The organism is Wolbachia endosymbiont of Chrysomya megacephala (assembly GCF_008245065.1).
In the GTDB taxonomy this organism is placed as follows: domain Bacteria; phylum Pseudomonadota; class Alphaproteobacteria; order Rickettsiales; family Anaplasmataceae; genus Wolbachia.
In genome coordinates this window covers 953702-977636 of the sequence record NZ_CP021120.1, presented here as the reverse complement: position 1 = coordinate 977636, position 23935 = coordinate 953702, and the positions used below count along the sequence as shown (strand labels likewise).

Genomic DNA, 23935 nt, shown 5'->3' with positions numbered 1-23935 from the left:
TTAAAATATCAATTATTAAGCTAATGATCCAGAATATACTCCTTCGTTAAAGGAGACTGAGCATTTTCAAAGATTTCTTGAGTACTTCCGAATTCAACAATCTTGCCATTGCAAAAGAAAACTATGCTGTCAGATAATTTTTTAGCTTGCTTCATCGAATGAGTTACCATAATTATGGTGAACCTCAATTTCAATTCTTGTATAAGATTTTCGATTGCATTGGTTGCCATTGGATCAAGAGCAGAGCATGGTTCATCCATTAATAAAATAGTTGGCTTTACTGCAATTGCACGAGCAATGCATAATCTTTGTTGCTGGCCACCAGATAAATTTAGTGCACTATCTTGCAATCTATCTTTCAACTCTTCCCATAAACCAACCTTAGTTAAACTACTTTCTACTATTTCATCTAATTTTTGCTTATTTTTTACCATGCCATGCAATTTAGGCCCATAAGCAACATTATCATATATTGACTTTGGAAAAGGATTGGGTTTTTGAAATACCATACCAACTTTTGCTCTGAGCAATACAACATCCATATCACGTGAATATATATTACCCAGCCCATCGATTACCAGCTCACCGGTCGCTTTACATCCAGGTACGTAATCATTCATACGATTGAAACAACGTAAAAATGTCGATTTACCGCACCCAGAAGGTCCGATAAAAGTTGTGACTTTCTTTTTGCAAATATTCAAATTTATATCGAATAAAACTTGTTTAGAGCCATACCAAAGATTTAAATTTTTAACGAAAGCGTATTTATCGTTCATACTAAATCCTGCATTGAATAAAGTCCTGGAGTTTTATTCTCGCACAACCATATTGCTGCCTGAACCGCCCCTCTAGCAAACGTTGTACGATCAATTGCCTTGTGATTTAATTCTACTCGTTCATCGGAATTGACAAACATGACACTGTGATCTCCTATTACTCCACCTCCACGAGATACTGCAAAGCCTATTCCTCCTTTCCCTCTTATATTTGAATTATTATGTGAATATTGATTGAGCTCAAAATCCACTTTTGCAGCGTTAGCAACTGCTTTACCAAACTCTATAGCTGTTCCAGATGGTGAATCCTTTTTTAAATTGTGATGCATTTCCCAAATTTCAACGTCATACTCATTACCTAAAAGCTTGGCAGCTTCTTTGACCAATTTCAGCAACACATTAACTCCTATACTCATATTTGCTGACCATAATATTGGAACTTTAGCAGCATATTCTTTTAAATTTAGACCTTCTATTCCAGTTGTGCCACTAACTAGCGGTTTTTTAAATTTCACGGCCGCCTTAAGGCAGTCTAGCATACATTCTTTAGTTGTAAAATCTATTACAACATCGGACGATTCAAATACCTCACTAATAGAACTTGTAACTTTGATTCCTAAATTGCAATTATTGCCTACAATAGGCCCAATATCTAAGCCTATATACTCACTGCCCAAGCGAGCAACAGCACCTGCTATTTCCACTTTGGTATTCGTAATTAATTCATTGAGTATTTTCTTACCCATTCTGCCTAAGCAGCCTATTACTCCAACTTTGATTTTCATAAAGCTTTTTTCACTATGTTAGGCTTTTTTTGAAGCTTTGTCATCTTTATAAGCTTAGCATATTTAGCCTTACACTGATAAAACTATAGCTATACATCGATAAATCTATTGAAAATTGATACGAAAAATTGTAATTAGTCAATTTTCTCCTATGGAGAAAACTTATAAAGAAAAAAAGAGCACCAACTTTGGTGCTCTTTTGTGAAGGGTTTGTTTTAATAATAACCGTTTCCTACTTTGCTCGGATTAGATATTTGTGCTTCTGGTTCTCCAGTTATTGAGCGAAGTTGATTACAAAAGTCCCCTGGTGCATCATGAAAATCACCATCTAATTCCTCTTCTGCATCATAAAACTTCTCTGATTCAGTAGTTACTTCCTCAGAGTAAGATCAGATAAATCTTCTCTAAACTTAGAAAGAGATGCAGTAAAAGCATTTATTAACTCTTGTTTTTTTCTTCAATAGTAGTTTTACCTGAAGATTGTCCTTGCTGTGATATGCTTTGTTTCGCAACACTTGTTTCACTTTTTTTACCACCAAACAGCCGCTTACAGCCTGATGAAATTTTTCTTGCAATCCATGAAATTCCTATGTGATCAGCAATCCACTTAAAAAAGTTTTTTATTTTTTTAAACATATTTTACTCCTTAAATTAATAATTTATATTATTATATAAAAAGTATAGTATATCAATTATTTAATAAAAATTTTAGTACTTGCTCGCAATTTTCAACAATTTAATAGCACTGGTGTTGACAACCTCCCCGCCAACACGCTTAGTGACAAAAAATCTAACATAAGGTTTGTTTGTATAAGGGTCTCTAAGTATTCTCATTCCTCTGTTATCTACGATCTTATAAGCTTGTTTGAAATCCGCTACTGCAATCATTGTAGGTGGCATATCAGCAGATTGATATACTGGTATTCCCATCAAAGTATCTGGTGTTTCAAGCGATAAACTTGGCTGCCAAAGATACTGACCTGTTTCAGATTTTAGTAGCCTCACGTCCTTTAACGTACTCCTGTTCATCAAAAATGATGCATTTTTAGAGTAATGTTCATTTAGAGAGTAGTACAATATCATTATGGCGTCGCTGTCTAGCTTATCAGCTTTAATTTGCTCTATCTTGTTATGACCATTTCCATTTTCGTAAGTTAAAATTCCTTTAGGCTGAAAAGTGCCATCACCTTTAATAAAGGCTTCATTCTCCTTCTTACTGAAAGTTTCGGTAACCTTTTCTACAAGCCAATTTTCAACATTGACAAATGCATCATCGAGCAATTTTTGTGATATTTGCGGCTGAGCATAGAGCTCATAAGTTGTGATGGAAATCTTTTGAATTTTAGGTGTACTTGTGTCTTGTGAAAAATCATACTTAGATTTATATCCACCATCTTCATCTTCTACTGTTTCGCCACTCCAACCTGCACCAGCACGGTCACAATCCTCTATAATATAATCTAATGTTTCAGTAGAGATTCTTTGACTAGAACATATCTGCCGCATTGGAGATGAATCAGCTATACGCTTGTTTATGCGTTTTACAATATGAGGAGTAACTAAATACCCTCCAATATCATTGTCATCTCCACTTAGGGTTTTGTGTGATAACCTGTTTTCCATTCCTTTGCGAATATAATCAGAAAAATATTTATCACCTGTATTAAAATCTGTGCTAATCTCTGGGCGTTGAGCTGAAGTTTCAATAAAATCTAAGCGCTCTTTACAATTATCAATATTACTATTTATCTTGCATAGCTGCTCAGGACCTTTGCTTTCGATTTCTTTTAGTTTGCGATCATTTATTAATTTAAATTGCTCCCATGATGAAGCGAGTTCATTAACACGGTGAGCGATATCAGTAAGTGACATAATAGCCTCCTTTAAAAATAAAATTAGAATAGTTATTGTAATTTGAAGGTAATCTTTATCAGTAATCTCAGCGTTGTCATGCAACCTGCATTCAGAAAAAAGACCGGTGAATGGCAGCTTAGTATAACTCAAACGCTTGTTTACAATATGGATCCCAGTGCTGGGAGGCGCCCTCATGGTAAACAACGTTCATACAACTGTATACGTATAATGCTAGTGCCTGCCATTCACCGGTCTTTTTTCTGGATTCTAGCATTGGCTTCATGGTAGATACAAATGAACGTAAGCTGCTTGGTAACGAGAGAAAAATGATAATGATTACTTGTTGAAGTAAAAAAAGCAGTGTGGTATTACACCACGCTAAGCATTATACTTAATTGTCAGTACTATACAGCATCCATTTTTTTGTGTCAAGCACTTTTTTTCACTGAGTATCTATTCAGGAGAATGTGCAAATAAAGTACGTAGCCGTATAAAGCTGGGATCCATTTTTCTATCATCACCAGAAACGTTGATTACTTTTATACCTGTAAATTTAACTGGATCCCAGTTTCAGGGCACTGGGATGACAGAAGAAAAAGGCCTGTATCGGCTACTTCGATGACACTCACAGCCCTGTCATTCCAGTGCGTGAAGCTGGAATCCAGAAAAAAAAGAAAAATGGTCAAGCACTGACCCATTTAGTTATCTTTTCTCGTCTACCTTGTTTTGCCACCCTGCTGAACGGATACATACCGTTTGTTGCTTTTACCCTATGCTACCTTATCTGCCCTGCTTCAATCAATAAAAGATTTCAATATTAATTCTGCACTACTTGCGGGATTGCTACTCTCTGTAATGGGTCTGCCAATTACGATATAATCAGCTCCTGAATTTATTGCTTCTTTTGGTGTTGCTGTCCTTTTTTGATCATCATGACCTCGATTCATACGGATTCCTGGAGTAATAATTTTAAAGTCTTTACCACATTCTTGACGCACTTCTTGAGCCTCTAGTGCAGAGCAAACTATTCCATGTAGACCAATCTTTTTTGCAAGCTTTGCCAGCAAAATTACCTGTGATTTTGTTTCTCTTGCCACTCCAAGCTCACTTAGATCTTTATTACTCATGCTAGTTAATACTGTTACTCCAATTAGCTTTATTTTAGTGCCTTGCACTATACTTAGCGCTTCTTGAAGCATTTTTGTTCCACCATTGATATGCAATGTTAGCATTTCAACATCTAGAATCTTGATTGCTTCAATCGTTCTAGCGACAGTGTTTGGAATATCATGCAATTTCAGATCTAAAAAAATTGGTATATTGCATTTTGCAACTTCTCTCACTCCAGAAGGGCCATGTGCAGCAAAAAATTCTAACCCAAGCTTTACCATGCCAACCTTATCGCGCAGAGCATTAGCTAAAGATATAGCTTTATTCAAATCTTGTGTATCCAGTGCGCATATTATTGGGTTCATTATCTTGTATAATTTTTTTTATAATAAGAGTAATTGTTGCATTTTACAATCCATATTCAGGGATTGGTCCACTTGCAATGCTTTGTACAGACACTGAACCCGATAATCTGGTCGGAGTGGGTGAACGACTGGCATATCCAAGATCTTCCTGTAAAGAATCAGACGTTTCCTCCGATGTTTTGGAACCGTTAACTGGAGTGAATTGTGCAAGTTCCCCTAATATAAATTTTATTTTCTGAGTCTCCCCTAATATTATTTTTGTGCTATAATCTTTAATTGCTCTATTTTCTCTTATTGATTCTTCTACCTTTTCTATCACATATTGAAGTTGTTTTATTTGACTGTCTCGCTCTAAAAGTGAATTTCTTAAATTTTTCACTTTGTTATTACAATCTTGTCTTATTTTGTCTAACTCAAAAGATTGATTTTTAATTAAACCATCTGCTTTATCTAGCTCTTCAAATTTCCTTTTTAACTCTTGAGATAAGTTTTTATTTTTCTGATCAATTTCTTTAAATTTATAATGTAATTCATCTAATGCCACACAAAGTTCTTCTTGCCTTTTATATAATTCTTCTTTTTGTGTATATAGCATATGTTTCTCTTTACGTAATTTATCTATTTCCTTAGATAACTCCTCGTTTTCTTTGAATAATTTTTCTATTTCCTTATTCAATTCTTCATGTTTATTATTGTCTATTTTTCTTTTCAATTCCATTATGTGTTTTTCCCTCTCAGTTAGAGTAGCTTCTTTTTCCTGTAACTGTTTACACAAATATGAGATTTTATGGAGTAGTTCTTTTTCTTGTGCAGCAAGCTCATCTTTCTCCTTCGTTACTTTTTCTAATTCGTCTGTTATTCCAATTATATGGATCATTTTTGCTTCTAATTTCTCCTCCAAAGATTTTTTTTCTTTAAGAAAAGATTTCCTCTCAGCTTCTATTTTTTGACCAAATTTTCTTCCTTCCTCGTATAAATTGTGCTTTTCTTGAGTCAACTCAAGCTCTTTGTGAGCAAATTCCTTTCCCACTTTCCTAGTGTCAATAATTATTTTATACGAAATCATAAAAGCCAAAACAGATAATACAGCTAAAGCGAGAATTAAAGAACTAGGTACATTAATAAGCGCTAAAGATGTAAGTAATGTAAGAGTAGCCAGAGAACTAGCTATAAAATAAAATGTATTATATTTATTAAGTAAATTGCTCATCACCCATATACAAAACTTCAGCAGTCTTGTATATATTGATTAAAATTATCTTACCCGTAGAGGAGAACACTTATCACAATTGTACCAGTGATAAACTTTAGTTGATATGCTAACTAAACTCAAAATACAAGGTGGCATCAGACGGGAGTAGAACATCTACTAGAATATCCAAAATCTTCTGAATATGAAGCTTCAACCAGCTCTTTATTTGGTAGTGCTGATAAGTCTCCATTACTTATATCTGAAGGAGCAAGGCTATCGTTAGTTTGTACAGATATTTCTTCAATTACTCCTTTTATTTCTTGATCACTGACTCCAACATTCTTGATTAATTCCTCCAATCTATTCAAAATCTCTAATACAGTTTCCTGCGATATAATCACTTTATCTCCTTCTCTTACATTCTCTTTGAACAAATATATCATGTTTTTTGCCAAATCTTGTGCTAAGCTCACACGATTCTGATGAACTAATGAAGATTGATCATTCAAATCTGAAATTTCTTCTTTTATAGAATGCTTCTCAAATAGTAACTCTTTGTACTTTTCATGTTGAATTTGACTTTCTTCCTCCAGATTGATACTATAATTTTCTAACTCTTCACTGTTTTTTCTTTCTTTATTAAGAATTTTTTCTAACTCTTTAATCCTACTGAAATATTTAGTTTCTTTCTCTTCCGATTGCTTACTTAGTTCTTCTAAATCTGCAGTTAGTTCAATCGCTTCTTGAGTTTTTTCATTTAACTTTTCTTCTAATCGTCTTTTTTCTTCTTCTAAATCCCATGATTTAAGTCCTAGATCAGAAGCTTTAGACCTTTCTTTTTGCAACTGCGCTTCTAACTCTGCTATTTTTTTCTCTTTCGCTGCTAAACATGTCATCAATTCTGTTACTTTTTTAGATTCTAATTCATGTGATTGATTTGCTAATCTCTGGATTTCACCATACTTACCATCCAACTCTTTTTGAGTATCATTCAATTTTTGTTTTAATCTTTTATTTTCATTCACTGCTACAGCCACACTGTACTCTAATTGCCTTATTTGATCCTTTAGTCTTTGTACTTTAACATCTAGACCTTCAGCAAATTCTTCTAAATCTTGCTTTTCTTGCACTAATTCAGCTTTTTCTTTACTTAACTTTTGTATCTCTTTTTGCGCTTTCCTTAACTTCTCCTCTAACTTTTCCTTCTCTACAAATTCACTCTCTACCGAATCACTTAGCTGCCCGAATTTTTGTGTTACTTCAGCCAAAACTTCATCTTTTTCCCTTACCTTTCCATTTAATTCCTCTATCTCTCTCACTTTCTGCTGCAATTGTTCTGACATAGTTTCTTTATCTTCAGTCAATCTTGTATTTTCTTTTTCCAATTTATTAATTCTTTCGTTTAAGCTTTCATCTACAACTTGTGTACTTTTGTCTTGCATTTTAGTACTGCCTATTTGAGCTTCTTTGCTGCCACGCTCAATTTCTTGAGTTGTTTTAATGTTAATATTTCTATTACCATTTTCTATCACAATCTCAGATGATTTATGATTGCCTTTCTCCTTATTTCTAAATTTTATTTGATACAAGAATAAGTTACCTATTTTTACATCTTTATTTGCTTTCAATTGATCATCAGTAACACGATTACGCTCGATAAGTTCTATACCATTAGCATCAATATTAATTATAATAGTGCACTTTTTTCCGTCCTCATCACACCAATTCAGAGTCATTTCGTATGCACCATCAGTTACAACATAGTGCCTTATTCCTTCTTCAGAAACAAAACCGTGCATTCCATTTTTTCCATTGCTATGCAGAGTTGAAAACCCTGTAATTCCATTATCTTGACAGAAATTACTATTCAAAAACTCACTGACTTTGAATTCGTTTTTATTAGATCCCAATTTAACTTCTGCACAACTACCATATATTGACACTGTTTCAACACCACTTTCAATATACCCATTCAATACTTTTTTAGCCTTATCTTGAAGCTCTAGTCTCGCCTCCTTTACATTATTGAAATCTTGGATAACGGCTTTATACACTTCATCTTCATTAAAATTGGCATTGTATTTTATTAAAAAAGATAATATGTGAAAACTAGCTACAGCAGTATGAATTGATTTATTCTTTTCTTTTATCTTACCGAGCAAAAACAAAAACCTTTGAATGAAGTCATGATAATCATCTTTTTGTTCTTCAATTTTATTATCATATGAATTACCAAACATTATTACCTCACAACTAAATAATTAGTATAGTAATACGAATGCTAAGTTACATCAATCAATAAACTTACAGTAAATTTTCCATTCTCAGTTATAAGCTCTGCTTCTGTACTCTCAACCCATTCTATCACTTCAGCATTGCAAACTGACTGCAAATCATGCTGAGCAGAATAATTTAACTCATCCTCTTTTACACTCGCTTTTATCATCAACTTTTGTATAAGATGCTTAACTGATACGTTATTATCTGCTTTTATTTTTCTCACAAGGTTTAATATCTGCACGAAATTATCTCCCATTTCTTCAGAATACTTATCATAGATAAGTTCTTCCTTGTTAGGCCAATTACTTTTATTGTGAACAGAGTTATAACTATACAACTGATGATATATTTCCTCTGTAATATATGGCAAAAATGGTGCAAATAACCGCAAAATAATATTTAGTACATATGCCAAACTCTGTTTCGCACTCATGTTTGCCTCGCTGTCCAATGCATCTCCATATGCACGTTTTTTAACTAACTCTAAGTAATTATCACAAAAATCTTTCCAAAAAAATTCTTCTATTGCGCTCAAAGCTTCGCAGTATTCAAACTGTAATAGGTTGTTCGTCGTTTTTTCTATCACTTTATATAATTTGGACAATATCCACTTATCCATCGTCTCACTGATGGAATTTATGCTCAATGCTTGATGTTTTTCCATAAACATGGAAACAAATTTGCTAGCATTCCAAAGTTTCGTAACAAGTCGTTTGCCAATTTTGAAGATATTTTCAGAGTAGACTGTGTCAACTCCAAGTCTTGAGTTTGCTGCCCAATAGCGTACTACGTCAGCTCCATAGGTTTCAAGCATTACATGAGGAGTGATGATATTACCTTTTGATTTACTCATCTTTTTTTTATCGTCAGCCAAACACCAACCACTAATCATGATATTTTTCCACGGCAGTGAATCTGCATGATAATGTGCCTTCAAAATCGTATAAAAAGCCCAAGTTCTTATTATCTCATGGCTTTGGCTGCGCAGATCTGCAGGAAATATCTTATCATACCGATGGCTTGGTAAACCGAGCTCACTGTTTACTGCCAGTGCACTTAATTGAGGAGTGATCGCACTTGTTGCCCAAGTATCCATCACATCTTGATCTGAAGTAACTTCTTCTTTAATATACCCTTTCGGCAAATCTTTGAGTGGATCTACAGGTAAATCCTTTACTTCAGCTAGAATGATTTTGCCTTCTTCTCCCTTACGTTTTGAATACCAAACTGGAAATGGTACACCAAAATAACGCTGTCTTGAGATGCACCAATCCCAACTTAGCCCTTCTATCCACACCTCTATACGTTTACGCATAGATTCTGGATGCCAATTACATTTACTCACTTTATCTAATACTTGAGTTTTTTGCTCTAAAGTCTTGACAAACCATTGATAAGTAGGTAATATTTCAAGCGGCGCACCAGATCTTTCAGCACATTTAACAGAATGAGAAATGCTAGTGCTTTCTATTAAAAGGCCCTTTTCAGTTAGGATTTCAATAATTCTCTTTCTTGCTTCTTTAACTCTTAGGCCATTTACTTCATCGTAGATTCCAGCGTCACGCGCTGGAGCGTGTGTCTCCTCTAATGTCTGGATTCCAGTGTCAAGCACTGGAATGTCACTCCCCTTTGTCATCCCAGTGCCTTGACACTGGGATCTATTATTACCATACACTGAATCTAGACTTATCCTACCATCCTGATCGATAATAATTTTCATCGGCAGACCATGCTTTTGCTGCCAATATATGTCGAGCTCATCACCAAACGTACAGCACATAACAAGCCCAGTACCTTTATCTATTTTAACTTTATCATCAGCTATTATTGGAACTTTTGCTCCTGTTATTGGCACTACGGCTATTTTTCCAATCAGCTGAGTGTAGCGTGCATCTTCTGGATGGCAAAAAACTGCAACACATGCTGGAAGCAACTCAGGCCGTGTAGTTGCAATCTTAATCTGCTCATTTTCTTCAGTGGAAAAAACTATCGTGTTCAAAAATGACTCAAAGACTTTATCCTCTATTTCTGCTTGTGCAATTGCAGTTTTATCGACTGGGTCCCAAAGAATAGGTTGCATTTTTTTGTATGCATACTCTTTATTATATAGATCGATGAATGACATTTGAGAAAGTGCCACAGCTTCTTTACTAATTGTGTGATACTCTAAATTCCAGTCATAACTAATACCGACTGATTTAAACAATTCCTTGAATTCCTGCTTTGACTTCTCAATAACTTCATGGCACATCTCTATAAATTCTTCTCTGCCAACTTCTTTTGCACGGGTTTTATAGGTCTGCTCAACTAACCTTTCAGTGGGAAGCCCATTATCATCAAACCCAATTGGATAAAATACATCTTTCCCCAGCATACGTTGAAACCTTGCAATAAAGTCCGTATGGCAATAGCTAAATATATGACCAATATGCAACTTTCCAGATATCGTTGGTGGAGGCGTATCTATAGTGAAAGTATTATCCTTTTCACCATTCCATTTATAAACTTTACTCCCTTCCCATAATATGTTGTATTTGTCTTCAATTTCCCTAAAGCTATACTTTTCTTCTAACATAAATATTTCTCAGTTTTAAGCTTTAAGTTATCACAATTGAGCAAATACAGCAATTTTAATGTCTGCCATTTAATTTAGCCTTGTTATGATACAAATTTTTCTTGATCTTATAATTTTTAATGTATTACATAATAAATTTTTAGTATTGAGGTTTATTATGCTTAACTTTCATAACTTAAAAGAGCTTATAGATATTCTAAGTAATCCATACTATGTGCCTCACCCAGCAAAAGTAGACTTAGTAGAATTGCTTGAAGATGTGCTGGAATTAAAAGATAAAAAAAGCCCAGAAGAGGCAATAACTGCATTGAAAGATAAAATAAGAAATGAACTCAAAAGTGAAATGTCGAATGAACTGAAACAAAAAATAAATACTCAAATCCAGCAGTTACAGCAAGAAAAGAAAATATTAGAAACCAAAAATGAAGCAAATAAACAACTAAAAGAAAAAGCAACATATATCGCTACTGCTAGTACTGGTCTTGCTGTTGGGTTAGTAGTGTATATTACACTTGAACATACAAATAAATTGGACATGTGGTTAATCGTTGTTATAGCAACAGTATCTGCATTCTTAGCTGGTGATTTAATAATGAAACCTAGCTCTCAAGTAAATGGAACACAAGAACCACAAGGAGTAGCAAATAAGAATTCAGTGTAGCTTGATATAGTTTTTTTCATTTCACTGCCTTTCCAAATTTGAAGCAGGTTGTTTGAGCCATAGTACAAAGTAAATATAGTAATTTTACACTAAAATTTTTAGTTTTGTTTCTGTGGGTTAGTTGGTACGAGCCTTGCCTTTAAGAAGATGTAAAATCACAATTATTACGAATAACATTCCACCAATAACTGATATAGCTCCACCCGTAATAAAACAAGCACGTGCCAACATTGATGAAATACTTGGCAGATCTGCAACTTTTCTTAAGGCACCATATCCACCAAGCCAAACAAGTCCAGTAATGTGGAGAAAATGTCCCAAGCTATATGCATAAATCTGTAATCTTACTATGGAGCTTTTTATTTCTTTACAGCCCAATTTTGGTAACAGCCAGTAGACAAAATTCATAAAAGCTATAGTAATACCAACTACAGAACCATGATAATGCGCAGGAATAGTGACATTTCCTTCAATAGTTAGCACTCCAAGCACACCTCCATAAATGAACAATACAAACGAGTGAAGAAGATAATTGCCCTTATCATTGAGCAGAGTTTTTATGTTGCAATACACTAATATTGTTAAAAAGCACGGCAGAACTGCTCCAGCAATTCTCATATGCCAGGTAAAAAACTGTATCAATTCAGCACTATCCGCCGAATAAATAAAGTATATAAACGGCGCACCTACGGTCAAAACTGTGTTTATAAATAGTGGTAAAATGGTAATTTTATTTAGACTAATATAGCGAGCATTCAGTATGATCAAATAAACTAAAAACATTGCTTGAGCAAAGGCAAACTGCAGTAAATGTCCGCCTCCCCAAAAGAGATATTCATAAAATAAATTCTTGTCTGAGTGATATAGACCTGGAGGCATATTTTTATGTGCTAAAACAACACAAAGAAATGATGACACAAGTATAATGACCAGGCCAATTTGTCCGATTGAAAGATATGAGTCTTGTTTATTTGATATGTAGGCTAGAGCTGTATTTATCAATATGCTGGTAATGAAAAGACTGAGTCCAAGTAAAAATAATTTGTTTTGTAATACAGGTATATAGTTACTTTTGATAACTTCAGTATTTGGAACAAATGCAGATATAAACATTAGCAGCATGGAAAGGATTGAGAGAATCCATGAGAAGTTAAACCAATGATTGGTGTTTTTTAAGTTTATGATGAAGAGCAGAGATATTATAGAGCACATCCATACCAAAATTGACAAATTTACGTGTATCACCAGTGCATTATCAAAGATATATTGTGCAGAAGGAATGAGAGAAGAAATAAAAGGCAATCGTAGAAAAATAACAATTATTGACAGCAGTCCAGAACAAGCAAGAGCAAGTACTGCCAAGAATATCCATTGCCTGCAAAGTGAAGCGTTATTTTGTATGTTGAGCATTTATTTTTAGGTACTATAGCATAAGATAGTATACATTTTTCAAATTGATATGAGTAGTTCAAATGAATGACATCACAACAATATCTTTCATCCTGAAAATGCTGCCTGTTTCATATTGGAGTAGTATTACTGACAGCATTAGTTTGAGCTATAGATATTTCTTTTAGTCCATACTTGATAAAAGTTATTACAGTAAGAGAATCTTTACATAATGGTATGACATTACGTTAATGCTTTTGATCCACAATTAAGAACATTTTCGTTGTGATTTACGTTTCTAGTATGTATATTAATGAATCTTGTTTTCACTAAATAATGAAAATAATAATTGTCATGATAATGTTATTGTATAGTAACTATACAATGGCAAGCGAACGAATAAGTTTAGTAGATAAAAAATTATCTCAAGGATATGTAGCTCCAATACTTACAGAAAATAGCGTTATTTTACCAGACAAGCACGGTACCTTATATTCCTTTGATATCGATAACCCAAGAGTTATAAATTGGAAATTATACCTCTCAAGTAGGAAAAAAATTGGTAATATGAGTTTATCGAGCTACAAAGAAAACGTTTTCTTCATAGTGGATAACATTCTACACACAATAGATGCGAAAACAGGAGAGATTCAATGGGAAAAAGAATTAAGAGCTCCGGTAAGAGGGAAAACAGTAGTAATAAACAATAAGTTGGTAGTGTTGACTATTGATAACTATCTGCATGCATTTAGTATAAAAGATGGCAGTTCCATTTGGAATTATCAAAATGGTATAAATGAGGTTCGAGGTTTGTATTCCATCTCACCAGCAATCTCCAATGATAAAATAATAGCACCATTTTCAAATGGTGAATTGATAGCTTTTAATGAAGACGGTAAAAAATTGTGGAGCCAAAAATTGGCTACAAACCTTTTGGATACACAGCTTACAGATGTAACTACTACACCTAGAGTACACGATAATATCTTAATAGCTACGAGCAACTCTTATATTTATAGCATTGACGTAAACTCAGGAAATATTTTATGGTCAAGGCCACTACAAGTAAAAAGTATATCAAACATTGAGTCATATTATAGCCCTCTTATTCCTGCAGAGAAACAAAAAGAAGGCGGAAGAATTTTCATGGTGACTAAAGATAATAAGGTAATTGGCATCGACATACAAAGTGGAAAAACAGTTTGGACATCTGATTTTATAGAGAATGTGCAATTGTTTGTTCCAATTATGTATGCCCATACGCTTTGGGTAACAAGTAATAAAGGTTCAATATTTGCTTTTCCTGGATCTGAAAGTACAGGAAGGGTAATTAAAATACCCGGTAATGTGTTTCATGCTCCAGTATTTACCCATGGTAAGATGTATATAACGACTGAAGGAAATGGTGTTTATTCTTTAGAAAATAGGTTTGTTTTTTATGACTGATTATGATTTGATTATTATAGGTGGTGGTCCAGGTGGTTACAAATGCGCTATTGCTGCTGCAAAACTTGGACTCAAAGTTGCTTGTATAGACAAAAATAGCATTTTTGGTGGCACGTGTTTGCGAGTTGGGTGTATACCATCAAAAGCATTACTCCATTCCTCTTATCAGTATGCTAGCGCGAAAAATAATCTATCAAAACTTGGCATAAAAGTTAAGGATGTAAGTCTCGATTTGAGAGAAATGATAGGCTATAAAGACGCTAGAGTTCAGGAGCTTGGAAAAGGCATAGAATATCTGTTTAACCTTTACAAAATTACTAAGATCAATGGACTTGGAAAAATTACTTCTTTTGATCAAGGCAATCTTGAAGTTTCAGTTGAAGGTAAGGTACTGAAGACAAAAAATATAGTAATTGCAACCGGTTCTGACGTTATTTCTTTGCCAGGAATTAATATCGATGAGAAAAGTATTATTTCATCAACTGGTGCATTGTCTTTAACTGAAGTACCAAAAAAACTTGTCGTAATCGGAGCCGGGGCAATAGGGCTTGAAATGTCTTCTGTATGGAGGAGGCTGGGGTCTGAAGTCACTGTAGTAGAATTTTTTGACAGAATCGCTGCAGCAATTGATGGAGAATTAAGTAAGTCTCTACTTTCTAGTCTACAAAAACAAGGAATAAAATTTTTACTTAGCACTAAAGTTGAGGGAATAAAACAAAGTAGTAACTCTTTGAGTGTGAAAGTTTGCTCTGTAAAAGATAATCAAACAAATACTATAGAGGCGGATAAGGTATTGGTGGCAGCAGGGCGCAAACCATGCTCTGAGGGTCTTGAAAAAATAGAAAAAGACAGTCGTGGCTTTATTAAAGTCAACAATAGTTATGAAACCAACGTAAAAGGAATATTTGCTATTGGTGATGTGATTGGTGGAGCAATGCTTGCTCACAAAGCTGAGGAAGAAGGGGTGGCAGTTGCAGAGATACTAGCAAGGCAATTGCCTCACGTTGATTATGAAATCATACCGTCAGTCATTTACACCCACCCTGCAGTTTCTTCAATCGGTAAAACTGAAGAAGAACTAAAAAGTGCTGGTCGAAAGTATAAAGTTGGTAAATGTCAATTTGCTGCAAACGGTAGAGCAAAAGTCACTGACGATGCTGAGGGATTCGTGAAAGTTCTGACTTGTAGCAAAGCAGATACAATACTCGGTGTACATATCATAGGAGCATACGCTGATACGCTAATCAATGAAGCAGCGGTTGCAATGGCATATGGTGCAGCAGCAGAGGATATATACAGAATTTGTCACTCTCATCCTGATATAAATGAAGCCTTTAGGGATGCGTGCATCGATGCTTTCTTTAAAAAGTAACTGTGGACCTCGGTTCAATCATTGAAAAATGGTATGATTGGCTAAAGTACAACAGGTCTTACTCACCAAACACTTTGGAGTCATACATGAGGGACCTCAAGGATCTTATAAGTTTCCTAAATACTCACATTGGTGAAGAAGTAAATGTTGGCTCTTTAGAAAAATTAAGCATACCTGAACTGAGAAGTTGGTTTACCTCTCGTTATGCAAGAGGTGTAAATGCGAGATCTAACACTCGCGCATTGTCAGTAATCAGAAATTTTTTCAAATATATAAAAAACAATTATGAAATAAATAATGAAGCGGTATTTTCTTTATCAAGGCCAATTCAGAGAAGAACTCTACCTAAAGCACTTTCAATATCTAACATAGAAACTCTATTGAAAGAAATGAAATTGCCTGATCTAGGCGAGCCTTGGGTGGTAAAAAGAGAAATTGCAATTGTCGTTCTGCTATATGGTACGGGCTTAAGAATCACTGAAGCACTGAATCTTAAGGTTAGTGATATTAGCAATGAAAGTTTAATAGTAACAGGTAAGGGAGATAAACAAAGGCAGGTATTTATTCTTCCAGTAGTAAAAAAGTGTATACAAAAATATATAAAAGCTTGTCCCCACTTTGACGAAGCGGGACATCTTTTTGTCGGGGTAAGAGGAAAAAAATTGGGAAGAACTTATGTTGCTAATCGTTTGCAAAAAATAAGAAGATTTTTAAACTTACCAGAAATTTTATCTCCACATGCATTTCGCCATAGTTTTGCTACTCATTTGCTTCAGGAAGATATTGACATAAGATCAATACAACAGCTGCTTGGCCACTCAAGCCTTGAAACTACTCAAGTTTACACTCACCTAAATTATCAAGATGTCTTCAATATGTATAAAAACTTTCAGAAGAGTTTGAATAAAAAATCGAAATCTTAACTTCGTCTTAAATCGATAATATTGCCGAACTGAGTGCTTGCAACATCATTCAGTACTGTACTTGCTTTATATAAGCAATAGTGACCAGCAGAGAAGAAAGCAAAAACGTTTTGCAAAAGGTTATGAATGAAAGAGAATAGACAGCAGAATTTAAATTAGAAGCTATGTAAAGAAACAAGTCAAGCAAATAGCAAAAGAGCTAGGCTCTGTGTACAAAATGTTAGCAGGTCAAATTAATTGAGGACGGGGATTTGCGACTAAAGTTCATGCACTTGTTGACGTACTGGGAAACCCATTCAAATTTATTTTGACCTCAGGCTAGAGGAACAAAATTACTCAGTTGACTAAAAATGTCTCTAGCTACACTATATGGCTTCTTTAAAATTTTGTTTACAGAGCCTAGAAAGAAAGCTGAGGAAAAGTAGAGGTTACCTTTACATATGAACTACATCTCAACCTGATATTGTCGTTCCTAATATGTTGGATTTCTTGCATAACTCGAATTCAAAAGTTGATGTCATTCCAGCGCGTGACACTGGAATCCAGATATTGGGTTCCAGCTGGGATGACACCTGTTTATGCAAGAAATCTATTGAAAATTGAGTTAAACTAAAAATTCAGTTTGACACACTTTTGTTAAACATTTTTGGGACGTAAAAATAAACAGATAAATAATTTTCTCTTAAGCTACTTCAACACTTTCATCATGGGTTAAAAGCAACTCCACAAGTTCTTGGAAGTTATCAACTGCACAGTCCAGTACTGTATTCCCTAAATTATTTCTAGCGTTAACGTTTGCATTGTGTTTTAGTAGCGTCCTCGTTATATCAACCTTTTGCCTAATAACAGCCAAGTGTAGTGCAGTGTTGCCATCTTTATCCTTAGCATTAACATCAGAACCTTCTCGAATAAGGCATCCTGCAATATTGTAGCTCCCAGATAAAGCAGAGTAGTGTAATGGAGTTCTACCATCTCTGTTCTTAGCATTAACATTAGCACCCTTATTGATTATATACTCTACTATTCTTAAATCTCCACTAAAGGTAGCCCTATAGACAACGCGGTGTAATGCTGTTTCGCCATATTCATTCTTGGCATTAACATTAGCACCTTTTTCAATTAGGCACTTCACTACATTTAATTTTCCATTCTCAGCAGCAAAAAATAATGGGGTTCTGTAGTGTTCGTCCCTAGCATCAACATAAGCATCCTCATTAATTAGGTGTTCCACTATACCCAATTCCCCAACGTCAGCAGCTAAATGTAATGGAGTCATACCACAATTGTCTTTAGCGTCAATATTAGCATACCTTTTGATTAGATATTCCACCATATCTAGATCTCCATTTATAGCAGCAATGTGTAATGGAGTCCTGCCATATTCGCCTTTAGCATTAATGTTATTATTTTTAATAATCAGGTATTTTACTATATCCAATTCCCCAGCGTAAGCAGCTGAATGCAATGGAGTATTATAATATTTATCTTTAGTATTAGTGCTAGCACCTTTATTGACTAGACATTTCATTACATTCAAATTTCCACTCTTAGCAGCAATATGCAACAAAGTTTGACCGTGATTGTCCTTAACATTAACAATTTTTACCAATTCACCTGGGTAATATTTTTCTATATGTGTTATTATTGCACTAATTGCTTTACAATCACCACTTTCAGCAAGCAAGTGCAAAGGGGTGCTTTTCCTTATAAACAGTGTTCCTCCATATACATAAAATGAGTGAAAGTAAAAGTTATCAATCAACTTACCGTATGTACTTGCGTATCCCCATACAAATGCAATATGGCTCATACTACCTTGTGCTAAACCACCACTGTTTATCAATTCCAAAGCTTTCCTTAGAACTTCCTCTTCTTGGCCCTCCTTTTGTAATTTTAATCTAGTTATTCCCTGCACTACTCTGTGAATACTTGCCACTTCCTCTTTCAAGTCAATCATTGAATATCTATCGAGTAGTTCAACAGCCTTCCATAACTTTTCCTTATCCTCTGCTATTAACTTTGAAAAGACTTCTTCTATATGAATCTTGTCAGGAGCAAGGTAGGCCATTATCTCCAGAATATTCAACGTTTCACAGCCGTATTCTTTTTGTATATGTGTCATCGTAATGGTACAAGTTATTGAAACTGCTTCAGTATAACGATCTTCGCCTTCACAATCTCCTTCTTTAAGTGACTTTCTTGTATGTTGTTGGAACTCCTTTAAGTAATCACTTACCTCAAATCTTCCATAACCTCTCAACTTTGATTTTTTATTTTTGTTGCAAATATATACGGTTGCTTGTTTTAAAGCCAAGGGAACATACTGCAGCTTTTCTGTTAATTCTTCTATTTCCTGATCCTGTAAATTGTCCTCTATGTTCAAAGCTTTTTTAACAAACTCGCAAGCTTCTGTTTTACAAAATTCATTTAACCGTATTACTTTTATATCTCCTTCTTCTACCGAATCCCATTTTTGATCATGAGAAGTAATTAAAACATAAGGTTTTTTATGTCTAGAATGTAAAGATGAAGGTAAAAACTTTCTAATGTATTTATATTCTCTTGCATTATCGAAAATAAAAAGACTTTTTACATCTTTAAAATATCTATATACACTCTTAATAATAGATCTGATTCCCTTTTCTTGTTCAGTATCTTCATCTGTAATAAAAATTTTCGAACCTTCAGGTAACCTTCTATTTAACTCCTTAGCTAATCCTTTAAACGATTCTTCAAGATCCTTTTGTGTTCCTGCATTTACCCATACAAGATTACCATCATAATGCTCTTTATATTCACAAGCATATTTCCTAGCTAACTCACTTTTTCCCACTCCTCCAAGGCCACTAATAGTAGCAACCTGCAATATCACCGCTTGTCTGCCCGTACTCCTTTGTAGTGCATCATGTAAGGCTTTTAATTCACTATTTCTTCCAGTAAAAAATGCAACTGGCTCTATTATTTTAAACCAAATAGGCTCCTCTATCTGCTTGTTATTTTGTGCTGTTACAGCTACATGTATTTCATGCAGTTTTTTACTATCCTTACGCTGTTGTTCTACTATTTCATCTATTCCTTTATTCCCTTTTTTTACTTCTCTCTCTATTTCACTTAAAGTCTTAGGAAATTGCTCAATTTCTCGAAAAAGCTCTTCTCCCTCTTTGTGCGAAAAAGGACGCGCTTTTATATCTTTTACCCAGTCTGATATTTTTTTTAGAAGATTATTACAAAAGATTTGATTGTCACCAATATAGCCAAACTTTTTGTTCAACCTACTACTCAACTCACCTAGCAATAATTCTCTTAGCTGAGCTTCATGGGGTAAGTTAACGACGAACACCAGTTCATTTAAAAAGTCCTCTATCTCTTTATTGCTGACTTCCTTACCTATCTTACGCTTTATAAAATCCATATTTTGTTTCAAGTATTGAGCAATACTACCATCTGAATCACTAATTCTATATTTTGCACTATCACCTATATCCAGAAACTCATCTTTTGTGTCTATTCTTACAAATGAAAGTTCTTTTCCTTTATTTTCTCCACTTAACATTGCTCTTAGATTTCTTACTTCGTGTTGTATTGAATATGGTGAATCAAGATCCATATTCGTAGCAAAAAGAAAATGCTTTGTTCCACCACTAAACTTTGCATTATTTTTGATCTTTAAATAAGCAATAAAGTATTTCAACAAATTAAACTTACCACTCTTTGTTAATAAGCTACCTACACTGATTTTTTTAGTTCCATCTTGGTTGTGTTTAACTTGTGTAAACTCATATACTATACCTTTATTTTGCTCATGCCGGACAACAATATCATCAAAACCTTGAACTGGCTCTAACTCTGTGTCTATGGAGAAAGAATATTCTTTACCCATCTTAGACATGAGAGATGTTATATCCATCTCATGCATTAGAGATATTACGATCAATAACTCTTGGAAGGTAATACCAGGGTAAGGGCGTTTGAACCCCCCATAATTAGAATCATCTTCTAGATACATTACCCCTGTTTTTACCCTAATCTTTCACTCAAAACCAAGTTTACGACATCAGGGCTGGCTTTTCCCTTAGTGGATTTCATAACTTCGCCAACAAAGAATCCGTATAGTTTTGTTTTACCGCTTTTGTATTCTTGAACTTTATCTTGGTTGTTATTGACGATTGTGTCGATAATTTCCGATATTTGATCTCTATCGGTTATTTGCTTGAGGTCCTGTTCTTCTATAATCAAAGACGCAGGTTTGCCAGTTTCAAACATAATATCAAAAACTTGTTTGCCAAGTTTAGCAGAGATCGTTCCATCGACGATAAAGTCGAGGAGCTCGGACAAAGCATCTGCTTTAATTGGGGAGCTAACAATATCAATATTTGCTTTGTTTAAACGACCGAAAAGCTCTACGGTTAACCAGGTAACTGCAATCTTTGAATCATGCTTTTTTATTAATTCCTCAAAGTAATCAGCGGTTGCTTTATCAGAAGTGATAACGTCTGCATCGTATTCATTTATACCTAATTCATTAATGTACCGCAATTTTTTTTGATCTGGTAACTCGGGTAAAGATGATTTAATAGAATCAATTTTGTCTTGGCTTATTTCAACAGGTAGCAAATCAGGTTCAGGGAAATATCTATAGTCACTTGAATCTTCTTTGCTTCTCATCACTTTTGTTTTTCCTAAAGTGACATCAAACAATAAGGTATCTTGACTTATTTCTCCTCCGCTTTCCAAAATTTTGATCTGCCTTTGTGCTTCATAATCTATAGCTTGTACAATATAACGTATTGAATTTAAATTTTTTATTTCACAGCGGGTGCCAAATGCACTACTACCATTTGGGCGAACAGAAACATTTGCATCACAGCGAAGCGACCCCTTTTCCATATCACCATCACATGAACCGATATAACGCAAAATCTGCCTCAATTTTTTCATGAATTCTGCAGCTTCTGCAGATGAACGAAGATCTGGCTCTGAAACAATTTCCATTAAAGCAACCCCTGCACGATTTAAATCTACGTAAGTTTTGCTTTCTTCATGAATACTCTTTCCTGCATCTTGCTCTAAGTGAATTCTTGCGATTCTTATTTCTTTTTCATTATTATTGATAAACACTTTACCATTTTTAACTATTGGCTCAAAGAACTGGGTTATTTGATAACCTTGTGGTAAATCGGGATAAAAATAATTTTTCCGGTCAAAGTAAGAGCATTTATTAATTTCTGCAGAAATTGCAAGACCGGTACATATTGCTTGCTCTATGCAGAAATAATTTAATATTGGCAATGTACCTGGCATTGCTGCATCAACTAGAGAAACTTGAGTATTGTGCTCAGTGCCAAATTCCGTTAGTGAACTAGAAAATAGCTTTGTCTTAGAAGAAACCTGAGCGTGTACCTCAAGTCCAATTACTGTCTCCCAGTTTTCTTTTGTCATGTATTTTATTCAATTAATAACTTTATATTCTGCAAACTAGCACAAAAAGTCAAATAAAACTCATTTAACCTATGATCCAAGAGCGGTGTATATCAATAATATAAGAGTTACTACAGTTTCTATTGACTAGGCTGTTATATAATAAAGTTAAGTGCTGCCAAAAAATATCTATAGTAGGCCAAAACATAATTTTGATGGCAACTGATTAGCTAACAAATTTATAAACATCAGTATACAGCTCATCAATCTCTGGCTCTTTACTACTTTTAGCAAAATCTTCTGACTTTTTTACTAAGTCTCGTATTTCCTTATCAATAGCTTTGCATTCTTCATCAGAAGCTATTTTATTATCTTTCATATACTGCTTTAAATTACTTATAGGATCATGATTTTGCTTCATATCTTCAACTTCTTCTTTTGTGCGATAAGTAGCAGGATCTGACATCGAATGGCCACGATATCGATATGTCTTCATTTCAAGCAAGAGAGGTCCTTTTCCCCCACGTACGTGCTCAGCTATTTCACTTGTTACCTCATAGACAGAGAAAAAATCCATTCCATCAACTTGTTTTCCAGGAATACCAAAACTCTCTCCTCTTTTATATAGTTCAGTTACTAAAGTTGATCTTTGCACAGAAGTTCCCATTGCGTATTCGTTATTTTCTATGATATAAACCACAGGTAACTTCCACAAAGATGCCATATTAAATGATTCATATACTTGTCCTTGATTTGCAGCACCGTCACCAAAATATGTGAATACAACGTTATCTTTTTTCTTGTATTTATTAGCAAATGCTATTCCTGTACCAATTGGGACTTGTGCACCTACTATTCCATGTCCACCAAAGAAATTTTTTTCAACATCAAATATGTGCATGGAGCCACCTTTACCTTTTGAACACCCTGTTTCTTTGCCGTTTAGTTCTGCCATCACAACATTTGGATCAGAATTACATGCAAGCATTAAGCCATGGTCTCTATAGCTTGTGATAAAAGCATCACCAGGTTTTGATGCAGCTTGAGTCCCAACTGCAACTGCTTCTTGCCCTATTGATAAGTGACAGAATCCGCCTATTAATCCCATTCCGTATAATTGTCCTGCTTTTTCCTCAAATCTGCGTATTAGAAGCATTTTTCTGTAGAACCCAATCACTTGCTCTTTAGTGAAATTTCCTGCTTTCATATTGACTTTCTTTTATTAAACTGAGATCATACCAGAAATCTTTAACATTTTATAATACTATCTATATGGACTACTATCACTGGCTTGAAGCTTTTCACGTTATCTCTGTAATTATGTGGGTGGCAGGTATGCTCTATTTGCCAAGGCTTTATGTTTACCATGCATCTGTAAAACCAGGGTCAGAAAATGACAGCTTACTTCAAATAATGGAGAAGAGACTCCTTAGATATATCATAAACCCTGCAATGCTTTTCTCCCTTAGTTTTGGAATTATGCTAATGATTATTAGGGAAGCATATCGCGAAGGGTGGTTTCATGTAAAAGCGCTAGCATTATTCTTAATGTTTGCTATTCATGTCCTACTTGCAAAGCATAGGAAAAATTTTGCAGTGGGCTTGAATAAGAAAACTCACGTTTATTTTCGTGTTTTAAACGAAGCAGTAACAGTGTTAATAATAATTATAGTTATTATGGTTATTGTAAAACCTTTTTGATTTTCTAGCCTAATGATGAACCATTGAATGGAGTATAAGAATTGTTACTAAATAGTTTATTCTGATGTTCCGTAGTCTAAGTAAA

17 protein-coding genes are annotated in these 23935 nt (G+C 34.5%); 5 read left to right on the top strand and 12 right to left on the bottom strand.

Annotated features, from left to right (window positions below; all coding sequences use genetic code 11):
• Positions 1-20: 20 nt before the first annotated feature.
• The 8 genes from pstB to CAI20_RS04680 form a co-directional block, all read right to left on the bottom strand.
• The gene (gene pstB / locus CAI20_RS04715) at positions 21-779 is read right to left on the bottom strand and encodes a phosphate ABC transporter ATP-binding protein PstB (protein ID WP_012481738.1); all 759 of its coding nucleotides are present in this window, start codon (positions 777-779) and stop codon (positions 21-23) included.
• Positions 776-1564: a 4-hydroxy-tetrahydrodipicolinate reductase gene (dapB, locus tag CAI20_RS04710; RefSeq protein WP_149168886.1), complete on the bottom strand. Its 789-nt coding sequence runs from the start codon at positions 1562-1564 to the stop codon at positions 776-778. The genes pstB and dapB overlap by 4 nt, the downstream gene beginning before the upstream one ends.
• Positions 1565-2002: 438 nt before the next feature.
• A complete protein-coding gene (locus CAI20_RS04705) occupies positions 2003-2200 on the bottom strand; it encodes a hypothetical protein (RefSeq protein ID WP_149168885.1) in 198 nt (65 codons plus the stop codon).
• A gap of 72 nt (positions 2201-2272) precedes the next feature.
• The gene (locus tag CAI20_RS04700; protein ID WP_149168884.1) at positions 2273-3436 is read right to left on the bottom strand and encodes a phage major capsid protein; all 1164 of its coding nucleotides are present in this window, start codon (positions 3434-3436) and stop codon (positions 2273-2275) included.
• Positions 3437-4212: 776 nt separating this feature from the next.
• Positions 4213-4893, bottom strand: coding sequence for an orotidine-5'-phosphate decarboxylase (gene pyrF / locus CAI20_RS04695; RefSeq protein ID WP_127463566.1), 681 nt, complete (start codon positions 4891-4893; stop codon positions 4213-4215).
• A 43-nt stretch (positions 4894-4936) separates the two neighbouring features.
• The gene (locus CAI20_RS04690) at positions 4937-6103 is read right to left on the bottom strand and encodes a hypothetical protein (RefSeq protein ID WP_149168883.1); all 1167 of its coding nucleotides are present in this window, start codon (positions 6101-6103) and stop codon (positions 4937-4939) included.
• 137 nt (positions 6104-6240) lie between these two features.
• Positions 6241-8325 carry a coiled-coil domain-containing protein gene (locus tag CAI20_RS04685; protein ID WP_149168882.1) on the bottom strand — a complete coding sequence of 695 codons (2085 nt, stop codon included), beginning with the start codon at positions 8323-8325 and terminating at the stop codon, positions 6241-6243.
• Between the two features lie 41 nt (positions 8326-8366).
• Positions 8367-10940: a valine--tRNA ligase gene (locus CAI20_RS04680; protein WP_149168881.1), complete on the bottom strand. Its 2574-nt coding sequence runs from the start codon at positions 10938-10940 to the stop codon at positions 8367-8369.
• A gap of 157 nt (positions 10941-11097) precedes the next feature.
• Between CAI20_RS04680 and CAI20_RS04675 the strand changes: the two genes are divergently transcribed.
• Positions 11098-11601 carry a hypothetical protein gene (locus tag CAI20_RS04675; protein WP_246111571.1) on the top strand — a complete coding sequence of 168 codons (504 nt, stop codon included), beginning with the start codon at positions 11098-11100 and terminating at the stop codon, positions 11599-11601.
• Positions 11602-11718: 117 nt separating this feature from the next.
• On the opposite strand, the gene CAI20_RS04670 is transcribed toward CAI20_RS04675, so the two are convergent.
• A complete protein-coding gene (locus CAI20_RS04670; RefSeq protein ID WP_007302752.1) occupies positions 11719-13011 on the bottom strand; it encodes a cbb3-type cytochrome c oxidase subunit I in 1293 nt (430 codons plus the stop codon).
• A 315-nt stretch (positions 13012-13326) separates the two neighbouring features.
• Between CAI20_RS04670 and CAI20_RS04665 the strand changes: the two genes are divergently transcribed.
• From CAI20_RS04665 to CAI20_RS04655, 3 genes are read left to right on the top strand one after another with little or no spacing between them, the layout of a single operon-like run.
• Entirely contained in the window at positions 13327-14436 is a 1110-nt protein-coding gene (locus CAI20_RS04665) for an outer membrane protein assembly factor BamB family protein (protein WP_007302753.1), read from the top strand.
• Positions 14429-15808: a dihydrolipoyl dehydrogenase gene (gene lpdA, locus CAI20_RS04660; protein WP_007302754.1), complete on the top strand. Its 1380-nt coding sequence runs from the start codon at positions 14429-14431 to the stop codon at positions 15806-15808. The genes CAI20_RS04665 and lpdA overlap by 8 nt, the downstream gene beginning before the upstream one ends.
• A 2-nt stretch (positions 15809-15810) precedes the next feature.
• Positions 15811-16731 (top strand): tyrosine-type recombinase/integrase, encoded by a 921-nt coding sequence (locus CAI20_RS04655; RefSeq protein WP_010401376.1) that lies wholly within the window; start codon positions 15811-15813, stop codon positions 16729-16731.
• Between the two features lie 682 nt (positions 16732-17413).
• Here the strand turns inward: CAI20_RS04655 and CAI20_RS04645 are convergent.
• The 3 genes from CAI20_RS04645 to pdhA form a co-directional block, all read right to left on the bottom strand.
• Complete coding sequence (locus CAI20_RS04645) at positions 17414-20737, bottom strand: ankyrin repeat domain-containing protein (protein WP_149168879.1); 3324 nt, start codon at positions 20735-20737, stop codon at positions 17414-17416.
• An 11-nt stretch (positions 20738-20748) separates the two neighbouring features.
• On the bottom strand, positions 20749-22170 hold the full coding sequence (gene gatB, locus CAI20_RS04640; protein ID WP_007302757.1) for an Asp-tRNA(Asn)/Glu-tRNA(Gln) amidotransferase subunit GatB: 1422 nt from the start codon (positions 22168-22170) through the stop codon (positions 20749-20751).
• Positions 22171-22375: 205 nt separating this feature from the next.
• Entirely contained in the window at positions 22376-23356 is a 981-nt protein-coding gene (gene pdhA, locus CAI20_RS04635) for a pyruvate dehydrogenase (acetyl-transferring) E1 component subunit alpha (protein ID WP_007302758.1), read from the bottom strand.
• Positions 23357-23421: 65 nt separating this feature from the next.
• On the opposite strand from pdhA, the gene hemJ reads away from it, so the two are divergent.
• Positions 23422-23850 carry a protoporphyrinogen oxidase HemJ gene (gene hemJ / locus CAI20_RS04630; RefSeq protein ID WP_012481732.1) on the top strand — a complete coding sequence of 143 codons (429 nt, stop codon included), beginning with the start codon at positions 23422-23424 and terminating at the stop codon, positions 23848-23850.
• Positions 23851-23935 lie beyond the last annotated feature (85 nt).